Source organism: Microcoleus sp. S28C3, from assembly GCF_036700785.1.
GTDB classification, from domain to species: domain Bacteria; phylum Cyanobacteriota; class Cyanobacteriia; order Cyanobacteriales; family Microcoleaceae; genus Microcoleus; species Microcoleus asticus.
On record NZ_JAUBPO010000029.1, the window covers coordinates 20,441 to 33,994 of the forward strand.

Below are 13,554 nucleotides of genomic sequence, written 5' to 3' on the forward strand. Positions count from 1 at the left end.
TGGAGTTGGGGTTGCAGGAGTTGGAGTTGGGGTTGCAGGAGTTGGAGTTGGGGTTGCAGGAGTTGGAGTTGGGGTTGCAGGAGTTGGAGTTGGGGTTGGGGTTGCAGGAGTTGGGGTTGGTGTCGGCGTATTGTCGTTATCAGTAATGGCGACGCTAACAGGTGAAATTGTGATGCTGTTATAATTAACATCGCTACTGGTAGCAGTATGGTCGATCGCACCCGCATGATTTCCTTCAACTGCATTGTCGTCTACAGCAGCAACCGCAACAGTTTGAGCGACATTCCAATTAGTCGCGGTAAAAGTAAGGGCAGTAATTGGTTGAAGTTGACTGCCTGTAGCTAAGTTAATGGTAACAGGTGCTGTTGGTTGAGTATTTAACTGAACCCTGTAACTTCCGGTTGCGCCGCCTTCAGTCGCAATCGTGCTGGTAGGATTAATCGTAAGGCCAGGAGTTTCATTATCGCTGTTGCTGGCGCTGACATCATCGGGATTGAGATTGCTGTAATTAGTGTCGGTACTGACAGTCGCAGCAGTGACAATATTGTAAGTTTTACTGCCATCAGCGGCGCTGTCGTCAACACCTGTCACCGTTACCGTTTGCGGTTGATTCCAGTTAGCGGGAGTGAAACTTAAACTGTTGCTGGAAACTGTTGCTTCGGCGGGATTGGAACTGCTCAAACCAAGGCTAACATTAGCACTGGGTTGACTGTTAAGTTGAACGGTAAATGTAGCGCTGTCGCCTGCTTCTGTCGTCACTAATCCGCTAGCAGGATTGATGGTGACTCCGGCAGTGTCATCATTACCGATCGTAGTTGTAGCGGTAACAGCGGTAATAGTCGGAGTCGGGCCGGGCGCAACCGGATTTGACAGAGTAACAGTAATAGTTTCATCCGGTTCAATTATGGCATCGCCCAACACATCTAAAGTAATGGTTTTCGATGTCTCGCCCGCCGCAAAATTAACCGTACCAGTAATGCTAGTTACCCCAGAAGTGCCGCCGATATTGTTGTAATCGCTGCTGTTTGTAGCAGTTCCTCCAATTGCATAAGTTACACTGCTGGCAGTATCAATCCCGCCACTGCGAGTCACGGTAAAAGTAACGGGAGTAGTGCCGCTGTTGCCTTCGGCGATGCTGGCAGTACCGGCAGCAATGGCGTAATCTATAGCATCATTAGCCGCAATAGTTAGTGTTGTTTCTTTTGTTGTACCTGCAATCCCATCAGTAATCGTACCAAAGCTGAACACCGCTGTTTCGGCGTTCTCTGGGATATTGTCAGCTTTGACAGTGACAGCAACATTCTGAGTGAGGGTGTTGGTACCTGCACTGAATGTGAGAGTGGCAGGTGAAAAAGTGTAGTCTGAATCTGGGGTAGCTGTACTGCTGGGGTTAAGTGCGATCGGGATTGTAACATCGACAGCAGGAGTAGCATTAAGAGTTACGGGTACATTAACTACCGTATCGGTGCTTCCTTCGATTGCACTATAGTTAGCTGCACCGAAATTTGCCACCAGATTCAGTAGAACCGAGACGTTATTAGATTGGTTGTTTGCCGTAGCTAAGTCTGTCTTGCCGTCAGCGTTAAAGTCCCCCGCAGCAACGGAATACGGAGTTGTCCCCGCCCCAAAGTTAGTAGAAGTCCCAAAACTGCCCGTACCATTTCCCAACAGGATTGATACATTATTAGATCCGCTGTTTGCTACAGCTAAGTCTGACTTGTTATCGCTGTTAAAGTCTCCAACTGTAACAGAATAAGGACTTGTCCCCGCATTAAAGTTAGTAGGAGTCCCAAAGCTGCCAGTGCCTGTCCCCAACAGGATCGATACGTTGTTAGATCCACTGTTTGCTACAGCTAAGTCTGACTTGTTATCGCTGTTAAAGTCTCCAACTGTAACAGAATAGGGACTTGTCCCCGCACTAAAGTTAGTAACATCTCCAAAGCTGCCAGTGCCTGTCCCCAACAGGATCGATACGTTGTTAGATCCACTGTTTGCTACAGCTAAGTCTAGCTTACCATCAGCATTAAAGTCTCCCGTGACGACAGACTGCGGATTTGTCCCCACATTAAAATCACTTTTAAAAGTGTTAGTATAAGAACCCCCAAAACCACCTCCAACTGGTGGTATAAACGGCCCCGGATCGAAGTTAGCAGGAGCCTGAGTAAAGCTGCCTGCACCATTCCCAAACTGAATCGATACGTTATTGCCCTTTGCTATAACTAGGTCTAGCTTGCCGTCAGCATCAAAATCTCCCGTGACGACAGACACTGGCTTTGTGTACTGATCACCAGATAATTGAGTAGGAGTCCCAAAGCTGCCAGTACCTGTGCCCAACAGGATGGTTGCCCGGTAAGTGGGAAACTCCCCTCCGCTGCCGCTAAGTGGCAGTGTAACTATATCCAGGTTACCGTCGCCGTTAAAGTCCCCTAATGCCAGAGCTCCGGGAGAGTTAGCATTAAAGTTGGTGGCAGTGCCAAAGCCACCTGTACCATTCCCCAACAGAATGGAGATGTTGCCAGAGTTGCCGTTCGATGTGGCGATATCTGGCTTACCGTCTTTGTTAAAGTCTCCGACAACAACGGAATTGGGGTTTGTGCCGACAGGAAAGTTGGTTGCGGTACTGAAAGTAGACATGATTAATTTACCTATTAGTTAACAACAGTAATCTTTGATGTTTCGAGTTGTGAAACTGATGCAAATCGCACCTAAGCTGGCCTCAGTATCCCGACGATCGCAAGTACAGTCAAGCTGCCTCCCACAGCAATTGTCAATATATTCCATACCGAAAATCGACTGTTAGGATTGTGGTTGGGTGCTGCTAAACAGTTCAGTTCATTCACAATCTCTTGAACTGGAAGCAAAACTATTACAGAGAAAAAACTCACTAGCAAGTATGGTTTTGGGAGTCGGGCACACAGCGCAAGCCCAAACCAAGCAAGAGTTAGCAAGAATGGACTAAAGTCGGCATCAATACCGCGCAATTTAGCCCTATTTCTAATTTTTGTAATCAATGAATAACAAAAAATACCGTTGAAAACAGCTCTCCAAAATGGGCTAATGTTGCTTCCAGTTGCGGCTTTGAATAGCTGCCAGTTTTTGTAAAACCAAAAAATTTGATAGAGTCCGAAGGTTACTAGGGACATCACGAACAACTTAAGCCGAGAAACAGGAAAAAAGATGGGTTGTGAGTTTTCGTTCATATCAAAAACCTCATGGATGGATACACTACTACTCGATCGGGACTTAGGCACGGGTGGTCAGAAACCGGGTTTGTTACGATCAAACTTCGTTACAGCCCTTGAACCGGGCAGAAAACCCGGTTTATTTGGTACTTATGCACAATTCCTATTGCTATTAGATTGAGCCAAAATTTGCGACACCGATCGCACTTGCCGTCACCCCATTCAGAGATGCTAAAATCTCTTCGGTTGCTGACAAGCGGATGAATGTTGAACTGTTTTCTTGAGTAATTGACAATTGCGAGAAAGTCAGACCATTACCCAAAACTAACAAGTCTTTACCAACTTCAAAGTCAGTAATAGTATCAGTACCGGAATTGGTAGATAGCAAGAATTTATCTACCCCATTCCCTCCCGTCAAACTATCACTTCCCAAACCGCCATTCAGCAAATCGTCACCGCGATTGCCAAACAAGATATCATCACCGCTACCGCCTAGCAAAGTATCGTTACCTTTGCCGCCGAAAACAGTGTCATTCCCAACCGCACCGTCTAGCGAATCATTGCCCCTCAGACCCAGCAAAACATTATTTGGACTGTCGCCAGTCAGGGTATCATCGCCATTTGTACCAAGAATTCTATCGGGGGAATTGCTGCCCAAATCTGCGTCGCCGGTGACAACAGGAGTTGCAATCCCAGCAGGTAATATCACAGCTTGAATTTTGGTATCTAAAGCAGCACCAGTATTCTCAGTAACTACTTGGGAAATTGTCTTAGTTCCCGCACCAACTTCTTTGAAGTCTTGAGTAGTTGGGCCCAAAGTTACTTGTTGGACGCGGGCTACTGATTCAGGAATTGATGTTCCTGTTGGGTTGGAGACAGCAGAATCAATGCGCTGATTTCCTGTTGCCATTACAGTCGCAGCTTGCGAAGTAATTGAGGTGACTTTTTGACTGTTGAAATTGGGGTCAATCTGCTGGACTTTCGCGGCAGCTTGCTGAATTATTGTTTCTAAAGCGGCTGCGTTACTGAGGTTTAAAACCGTGCCCGATTGAATTTGACTCGTAATTGAACTGACAACAGCCTTGACAATTTCGTTAGTAGCTGCACTGGAAGCACCGTCAATCAAAGCAGCAGTTTGAGTGATGACGTTTTGAACTTTTACCATTGCTGCCAAAGTTGCGACGCCGCCCGGTTCGGTGTCGTTGGTGGCTGCGATCGGATCGAAATCTGCGATCGGAACATCAGCAGGAATGGCAAGAGCAGATTTGATGAGAGATTCTGCCCGATCGCTCTCAATTCCCTTATCTATCAAGTCCACCATCAGAGTAGTTAACAGCGTGACCACAGTAGCGTCAGCAGGTGCGGTAACAGGCGTTTCTAAAGGCAAACCCGTAGCAGTATCAATTCCGCCAAAAGCCACTAAATTGCCTTCATTTGAGTCAATTTCCCCATTTTGATTTTTGTCGAAAGTCTCAAAGGGAAAATCGAGATTAAATACACCGTTACCGTCAGTATTAGTTGATGGTTCATTAGCATCGAAAGCACCATTTTTATTGGCATCCAAAAATACCTGAGCACCTGCAATGTAATTATCAATTACCCAGCGACCGTTAACTTTCGTTATCTTGAATATCTGAGAACTGCTAGCACCGGCAGGGTCAGTGGCGGTTAACTTCACCTTAAAGGGTGTTACAAAACGTGTTCGGGGAGTGACAATAAGTTTGATGGTGTTCTGGTTAGAGTCGAAATCGAATATCAGCCCACTACTGTTGGGAGTGCTGTTTAAAGGACTGCCATCCTCTAGAGTTAATTGGTAGGAGATTAAGTCGCCATCCGGATCGGTGTAGACATTTTGAATGTCTTGATTAAACTCCTTATAGTAATAGGCTAAATGAATCTTCTCTTGTGGCGGACGGTTCTGAACAACACCTCCTCCAGCAATAGCTTCACCCAAAGCCAGCACATCGACGCGCTTGAAATTAAGACCGGTATGCTTAACGTTATCCTTTTCATCGTCGCCGTCGTTGATAGTGACACCGGTTTGTTTCAAAAGTTTGGCGAACTCGGTTGGTGTCAGTCGGCGGCCTAATTCTTGCTGTGCTAACTGTTGGGCTAATGCTGCAATGCCACTAATGTGGGCTGTAGCTTGACTAGCCCCGTGATAGGTGCTTCTCTCGTTTATATCGCCATCTTTGCCAGCCCCGGTGATGGGTGCTCCTGGTGCAAAAACTGTGGTTAATGTGCCGTTACGCTGAGAAAAAGGAGCAATGCGATCGGCAGCAGTGGTATTTGCTGTTACCAATTTCCCAGTCTCACCAGGCTTATTCGCAAAATATTCTCCCAAAGAGAAAGAACCAATGTCGGAATTATATACCGCGCCAACCGACAGCGAATTCGGATCTGCTGAAGGGTAGTTTACACCTGGAGGCTTATCCTGATACGGGAAGTAACGGTTGCCTGATGAAGAGACAACAATTATATTCTTTGCCGCTAATGCTGCCAGTTCATCTCCAATACCGTAGAGTGAAGTTTGACTGGTGGGGAAATTTTCACCGCTGCCGAATGCCATACAAACGCTGGCAATGTTGTAAGCATCTGCATTTTGCAATACCCACTGCAAGGCTTGTTCAACATACGGAAACTTATTAATTTCGTCTGAACTACCAGCAGGTATAGTATCCTTTCTGATTTTGAGACCGATAATATTAGCCCCAGGTGCCATCCCTGTATACGTTGGGTCTTGGGAAGCAATAATGCTGGCAATGTTCGATCCGTGTCCGTCTTTGTCGCTAGCATCCGCGTCGCCGTCGGCAAAATCGTAGTTATAAACGATGCGATCGCTGATGCCGTTTGAGTCGCTGTCAGGGCCAAAGAATGGGTGGTTTAAGTTGATGCCAGTCTCTAATACCGCTACAGAGAAACCACTGCCGTCAATACCGGAAAAACGCGGAGTGGCGCGGAATTTGTCCAGATTTATTTGCGCACTGGATACACTAGCAGGTTTCTCATGAAATGGGTCGTTGCCGCTGCCGTCAAAACCACCAGAAAAGTCTGCTGGGAGGAAGTTATTAACGAAACTTGAAGCATTAGTATTACCACCAATACCACTAAACAACACTGAGTCGAGGAAATTGCTATCAATCAGGGAAGTGGATAGATTGTTAGTGAGTAGATTGTTGTTGATGCCGCGCAAAATGCGGCTGCTAGGTGAATTTGACTGCGGATTTGTGACGGCAGGGCCTTCATATCCTGTAGTGGTGACACCTGCAAGACGAGGTACAGCCGAAAAATTCAAATTGTATGGAGTCTGAGCGCTATTAACTGAAGAAACTCGAATGCTGTAAGTCCCGTGTTCCAAAATGCGGTTAATTAATTTTGAGCCAGCACCCGAACTTTGTGCAGTTGAGATGACATTTTGATTGCTGTCAAGCAATTCAAGATTAATATCTCCCGTAAATCCGCTGACTGACAAGTTGAAGTCATTGCTAGCACCGATCGTGAATTTGTAGTAATCGGGATCGTTACTACTGACTGAATCACTGTAGTTTCTGAGATCGGAACTTACATTTAGTACGCGGGCTGTAGCTGATGTGTTTTCAGCTAAGTCTTGTGCTGGGATATTGCTGTCATTATCGTTATTGGTGACAGCGACATCGGACGCATTTAATCCGTTAAATCTGTTATCCGTACTGACAGCAGGGCTAGTAACAATGGTGTAAGCTTTATCACCGTCAATAGCAAAGTCGTCAACGCCTGTTACCGTTAATGTTTGCGGCTGATTCCAATTAGTAGAGTTGAATGTAAGCGATTGCGGGTAAACAGTTCCTTCTGCTGTATTGGAACTTGCTAAATCTATTTTGACATCGCCAGTAGGTGGGAGGTTTAAGCTGTTTAGTTGAACGTTAAATGTTGCGGTTTGGCCTGATTCTGTCGTGATTAATCCACTTACAGGATTAACGGTAATTCCAGCAGGTGTTGGGGTTGGGGTTGGTGTTGGAGGTGTTGGAGGTGTTGGAGGTATTGGAGGTGTTGGGGTTGGAGGTGTTGGAGTTGGAGGTGTTGGAGTTGGAGGTGTTGGTGTTGGAGGTGTTGGAGTTGGAGGTGTTGGGGTTGGAGGTGTTGGAGTTGGAGGTGTTGGAGTTGGGGTTGGAGGTGTTGGAGTTGGGGTTGGAGGTGTTGGAGTTGGGGTTGGAGGTGTTGGAGGTGTTGGAGGTGTTGGAGGTGTTGGGGTTGGAGGTGTTGGAGTTGGAGGTGTTGGAGTTGGAGGTGTTGGGGTTGGCGTTGGGGCAGTGTCGTTATCAGTAATGGCGACATTAACAGGGGAAATTGTGATGCTGTTATATTTAACATCGGTACTGGTAGAAGTATGCCCGATCGCCCCCGCATGATTTCCTTCCACAACCGCATCGTCTGTAGCCGTTACTGTCACGGGTTTGGCAACATTCCAGTCAGTAGCGTCGAAGGTAATTGCACCGATCGCATTTATTTGATTTCCCGCATCAAAACTGATAGTAACTGGTGCAGTTGGCTGCGAATTTAACTTGAGTGTATAGCTGCCTATGGCACCGCCTTCTGTAGCAGTTGTGCTCTCCGGTGAAATACTCACACCCGTCGTGTCGTTGTCAGCAATCGTGGCAGTCACAGGAGAAATCGTCAGGTTGTTATAATTAGTATCTGTACTGACAGAGGTGTGAGAGATCGTGCCGCTGCGGGTTCCTTGGGCTATGCTGTCATCGATCACCGTAACAGTGACATTTTGCGCCACATTCCAATTATTCGGCGTGAAAGTGATAGGTGCGATCGCATTAATTTGACTGCCCGTGTCAAAATTAATCGTGACGTTTGCAGTAGGTGCGGTAGTCAGAAGTAGGCCGTAGCTATCGGTTGCACCGCCTTCAGCAATAGCTGTCTCGCCTTCTGATTGGACAATAGAAATACCGGGACTATCGTTATCTGTAATTGATGCCGTCACATTGGGAATGACTTTCGCGTTATAATTGGCATCGGTACTCGTAACTGTGTGAGAAATCGTGCCGCTGTGGGTTCCTTGTGCTACATTGTCGTCGATCGCACTGACAGTGACAGTTTTCTCAACATTCCAGTTAGTGCTGTCAAAAGTAATAGGTGTGGCGATCGGATTAAGTTGATCGCCAGTATTGAAACTGATAGTAACCGGTGCCGTCGGTTGCGAAGTTAGCTTGACTTTGTAACTGCCAGTTGCACCGCCTTCTGTAGCAGTTATGTTCGTAGGTGCAATGCTGAAACCTGCCGTGTCATTATCGGTAATGGCGACGCTAACAGCCGGAATTGTGATGCTGTTATAGTTAGTATCGGTACTGGTAGCAGTATGGGCGATCGCACCTGCATGATTTCCTTCAACTGCATTGTCATCCACAGCAGCCACCGCCACAGTTTGAGCGACATTCCAATTAGTAGCGGTAAAAGTAACTGCGGTAATTGGTTGAATTTGACTGCCTGTAGCCAAGTTAATCGTAACAGGTGCAGTCGGTTGAGTATTTAATTTAACGCTATAACTTCCCGTTGCACCACCTTCCTTCGCACTCGTGTTAGTAGGAGTAATGGTAACGCCTGCGGTGTCGTTATCGGTAATATTAGCATTGACGGTATTGCCAGCAGTGCCATTGACGGTAAAACTTGCAGTAGTCCCGTTATAATTAGTATCGGTACTGATAGCAGTGTGAGCGATCGGGCCGCTGTGCGGCGAAGTTTCTGCTAGGCTATCATTAACTGCACTGACTGTCACCGTTTGCGGTAAAAACCAGTTAGTTGGAGTAAAACTAATGCCAGCAATAGGTTGAATTTGAGTGCCGGTATTGAGTGCGATCGCCACATTTGCAGTAGGCTGATTAGTCAACACCACTGTATAAGTATCCGTCGTGCCGCTTTCTGCTACAGTAGTGCTGCCGCCCGACTCAACAATCTTCACCTGCGGCCCGCCAGGAATGATTTTAGTAATAAAAGCATCAGAAACACCTCCCGCATTCGCCGCTTGCAAAGGAGTTGCTGTTGGGAAGTTAGTAGAAGCAGTACCTCCCGCTACATAAACTGCACCAGAAGCATCCACCGCAATACCACCACCGAAGTCGTTCCCGCTGCCGCCAAGATAAGTAGAATCAACTAAGGCAGAACCAGATGAATCGATTTTCGTAATAAAAGCATCTTGCCCGCCACCGCTGATACTTTGAATCGCATTCTTAGTCGGGAAATTAGTCGAAGTAGTGTTTCCCGTCACATAAGCATTACCCGCACTGTCTACAGTAATGCGATCGCCATTCTCCTCTCCGCTGCCGCCCAAATAAGTTGAATAAGCCAAAGAGTTATTAGCACTTATCTTGGTGACAAAAGCATCTTTAGCACCACCTCCATTAGCTGCTTGAATCGGATTAACTGTAGGAAAATCAGTTGAAGTGGTATTTCCTACAACATAGGCATTTCCAGCACTATCTACAGCGATATCAGCACCATAGTCATCGCCGCTGCCACCTAAATAAGTGGAATAAGCGCGCGCACCATTCGCGTCAAATTTACTGACAAAATTATCATAACCACCTGCAATGGCATTTTGAAAGCCTAAATTTGCCCCCGGGAAGTCAGTCGAATTGGTATTTCCGGTAGCCCAGACATTACCAGAATTGTCTAGTGCAATGGCTTTAGCATCATCGGTACCGCTACCGCCCAAGTAGGTAGAGTAAACTAAAGCACTGCCGGTGGGATTAACTTTAGCAAGAAACCCATCCAGTCCGCCTCCGTAATTAAACTGGGAGGCAGTGTCAGTGGTGGGAAAACCGCCGTATGTCGGCCCGACAACATAAGCATTACCGTTACTGTCTACTTTAATGCCGTTGCCGAGGCTACTCCCGCTACCGCCGAAAAAATTATCGCCGAAAAAGTTACTGCCTAAAAAAGTAGAATAAACTAACGAATTTCCAGCCGCATTGAGTTTAGTTACAGCAGCACTCGTAATATTTGCTGTAGGTTGAAAAGAACCCACTGTAGTTGGATAACCCTGATTGACTGGTCCGGTTAAATAAGCATTTCCTTGACTGTCTACGGCAATGTCAAAACCTTCATCATTGTTGGGACCGCCAATAAATGTAGAGTAAACTAAGGCAGTTCCTTCGGGGTTAATTTTGGTAACTAATATGTCACTTATTCCACCTACTAGCGTGGTTTGGTACGCACCGGGAGTAGTAGGAAAATTGTTAGAATGCGTAGTGCCAATAATGTAAGCCGCACCTGTGCTATCCACAGCGATGCGGCTGGCATTCTCATTGTCGCTGCCACCTAGGTAAGTGGAGTAAGCTAAAACCGGGTCAATAACTAGGGGTTGAGTGCGGTCAAAATCTCCCAAGCTAAAATTAACTTGACCGTTTCCTAATAAATTGTAAGCGGCGGGAACATTCACCCGCTCTCCGTTGATATCTTGATAAACTATCGGTGCGTTATCAATTAATTCGCCTAGCGGTGTCTCTAATATCAGTGCTCCATCGTCACGCAGCCTGATGTCGTTAACACCACTATAGTTGATATTAATTTGACTCGGATCGGCAAAAGGTGCAACTAGAAACTCGCTCTTAAGTTGTCCTTCTGTGCCTTTGAAAACGCGGTCAATTCCTTGATAGACGTTTTGATAAACAACCCCGTTAAAAGTAGGCACATTAGTCTGCCATTGACTAGAATCTTCGCCTAAAAGAAAGTTAGCAACTCCAGGCAATTGTTCCAGCCCGGAAATTGTGGGATTCGGGTTGCTGTTGGCTAAGCTGCTGCGGACAATTGAAGAATTTGTGGCTGGGTTGCCCGGTTCATTGGGTTGCTGGAAAGCGACGAAAGAAATTTCGTTTGGAGTAAAAAAGATGCTGTGACCGGCACCTTTCACCTGGAATTTCACATTAGGGTCAGTTTGTCCAGCATTTGCAATAAAACTTAAGGGAATTTGACCGTAAGATGCCTGTTGATTTTGAGAATTCATAGCTGGTACCCCTGGTTTATGTTATGCCAGAAAGTCTACTAAACTACGAGCTCGGCTGTATTGTAAATTCTTGCGGAAAATTTGCGAAAAATACAATTTTCTTGCGCAATTTCTCGGTTTTTGATTAAAAATTGTAACAACGCCTACGGGCTCGGTATAATATCTCATACAAAAGGACATAGCCTTGTTAAGGACACGGCAGTGCCGTGTCCCTACAAATGGGATAATAAATATTATATGTAGGGACACAACACGGCGTTGTGTCCTGTGGTTGCGGAACACGAGATTGTCAAGGAAAGGGCATTGCCGTGTCCCTACGAATGGATAATAAATATTATATGTAGGGACAGAAGACGGCGTTGTGTACTTTTGCTAATATTAAAGTCGATCGCGATATTTCTTAGGAGTCAAACCGACAATTTTGCAGAAAGTTTTACTAAAGTGACTTTGGTCGTGAAACCCGACTTGCTGCGAGATATAGGTTATTGATAAATCTTGCCTTTTTAACAACTGTTTAGCTTTTTCAATCCGGCACTGAATCACGTACTGATGGGGCGTGACTCCAATTGATTGTTTAAACAAACGACCGAAATAATAAGGACTCATCTGCACTAAATTAGCAAGTTCAGTTAAGTGCAAATCTCTTTGTATGTAATCATTAATGTAATTAATAACTATTTGTAATTTGTGAGGGTCAAAACCGCCTTCAAAATCTCGCATCTTGGTCTTTTGTGCACAATAGCGGTGCAGTATATGAAGTGAAAGCGCGTTTTTCAGTGCATCGACATAAAGAGTACCGTTTAATCCACCTGATGCGAGTTCGGTTTTGAGGGCCCAACCAATTCCGATAATCAATGGATCGCGGATTTGCCAGTGCGGTATAATTTCAATCTGATTGGAATTTGTCGATTCGTAAACTGTATTGTCGAAGTCGGTAGGTTCAAGAGCGATCGCAATAAATTCATGGTCTTCGACTGCATAGGGGTGGTAATCAGTACCAGCAGCAGCGATAAAAATCTGTCCACTATGGCAGGGTTCGCTACCGTAGTGTTTCCCGTTCAGTTTGGCTCCCCCGATAGTTGAAGAGAGTATCATGCCAATGCTGTGCTGTTGCAGACAGTGTTCGGGGGATTCGCTTGGCGGCTGATGGTGATATTCGACATGAATTCCCTCCCAGTTGGCCCCGTGACTCGACAGGATTGCGGGATGGGGGAGAATCGATTTCATCGCGTCTGTCTGGGCAAAATCAAGAATTAATGCTTTCTCTGGGGACATAGCTTGCACCTGGGACAGTTGCTATTATTCTATAGGTCTAAAGTCCTTCAAGTTATACAAAAGATACTCACGGCTTACGCTACATACTCTCGGTCTGTTTGTCAAGATTTGGCAATAAAAATTAATGGAATTTGACCCTAGGGCGTTGGAGGGTCGATCAATAATCGGCACTTTCATACCAGCCGTTGCGCCTAAGCTGCTACGCATCTAAATTGTATTTTGGGCAGGCGGGACCCCCACCCCACAACAATTTGCTCGGATTTGATTGTCAAATTTAGATGCGCCTCAGCTTACAATTAATTACTGATAATTATTAACTTTTAGAAAGATCAATGTAAAATCCCCAATTCTAAAATCCCCAATTCTAAAATTCCCAATTCTTCAATCTAAAATCTAAAATCTAAAATCTAAAATCTAATGACGCCCGCTAAAGTCTTCCACCAGTACAAAAGCACTTTACAGAAAATCCGCAGGCGTCAAAATCAAGCAAACTTAAATCTTAGAAAAGACCCAGCGTGAAAGATTTGTCGATCGGGAAAATAGCACCAATACCCAACCATAGAGTTACCGCAGTTCCCAACAGGAAAACAGTAGTAGCAACAGGGCGGCGGAACGGATTTTGAAACTTGTTAACGCTTTCGATGAACGGAATCAAAATCAAGCCAAGGGGAACAGCAGCCATGCAAGCAATACCCAACAATTTGTTAGGCAAAACCCGCAGGAGTTGGAACACAGGCCACAAATACCATTCCGGCAGAATTTCCAGCGGAGTAGCAAAAGGATCAGCCGGTTCTCCAACCAAAGCCGGGTCGAGTACAGCCAAACCGACGCAAAGAGCAAACGTTCCCATGATTACTATAGGGAAAACGTAGAGCAAGTCATTAGGCCAAGCTGGTTCGCCGTAATAGTTGTGACCCATGCCCTTAGCGAGCTTAGCGCGGAGGTCTGGATCGCTCAAATCTGGTTTTTTGATAATAGACATAGTGAGAGTGTTCTCCTTTTAGTTTTACCCGGGCCTGGGATTCCGCTGTATTCGTTAGTCTGAATCAGCGGCGCGATCGCAGGAAGTATTGACCGTAAATAAATATCATGAGTGATGAATTCTGA

5 protein-coding genes are annotated in these 13,554 nt (G+C 45.8%); all 5 read right to left on the minus strand.

The window, feature by feature from the left end; translation table 11 throughout:
* A partial coding sequence (locus tag QUA13_RS11115) for an FG-GAP-like repeat-containing protein (RefSeq protein WP_333198353.1) occupies positions 1-2,634 on the minus strand: 2,634 nt, incomplete at its 3' end.
* A gap of 71 nt (positions 2,635-2,705) precedes the next feature.
* Positions 2,706-3,200 carry a hypothetical protein gene (locus QUA13_RS11120; protein ID WP_333198354.1) on the minus strand — a complete coding sequence of 165 codons (495 nt, stop codon included), beginning with the start codon at positions 3,198-3,200 and terminating at the stop codon, positions 2,706-2,708.
* 154 nt (positions 3,201-3,354) lie between these two features.
* Positions 3,355-11,172: a DUF7948 domain-containing protein gene (locus QUA13_RS11125; protein WP_333198355.1), complete on the minus strand. Its 7,818-nt coding sequence runs from the start codon at positions 11,170-11,172 to the stop codon at positions 3,355-3,357.
* A 378-nt stretch (positions 11,173-11,550) separates the two neighbouring features.
* Positions 11,551-12,447 (minus strand): helix-turn-helix transcriptional regulator, encoded by an 897-nt coding sequence (locus QUA13_RS11130; protein ID WP_333198356.1) that lies wholly within the window; start codon positions 12,445-12,447, stop codon positions 11,551-11,553.
* A 499-nt stretch (positions 12,448-12,946) separates the two neighbouring features.
* Complete coding sequence (gene petD, locus QUA13_RS11135; protein WP_172190422.1) at positions 12,947-13,429, minus strand: cytochrome b6-f complex subunit IV; 483 nt, start codon at positions 13,427-13,429, stop codon at positions 12,947-12,949.
* Between the last annotated feature and the right edge of the window lie 125 nt (positions 13,430-13,554).

Coding starts and splice junctions, on each gene's coding strand:
- QUA13_RS11120 (WP_333198354.1), bottom strand. CDS start 3,200: ATGAACGAAAACTCACAACCCATCTTTTTTCCTGTTTCTCGGCTTAAG.
- QUA13_RS11125 (WP_333198355.1), bottom strand. CDS start 11,172: ATGAATTCTCAAAATCAACAGGCATCTTACGGTCAAATTCCCTTAAGT.
- QUA13_RS11130 (WP_333198356.1), bottom strand. CDS start 12,447: ATGTCCCCAGAGAAAGCATTAATTCTTGATTTTGCCCAGACAGACGCG.
- petD (WP_172190422.1), bottom strand. CDS start 13,429: ATGTCTATTATCAAAAAACCAGATTTGAGCGATCCAGACCTCCGCGCT.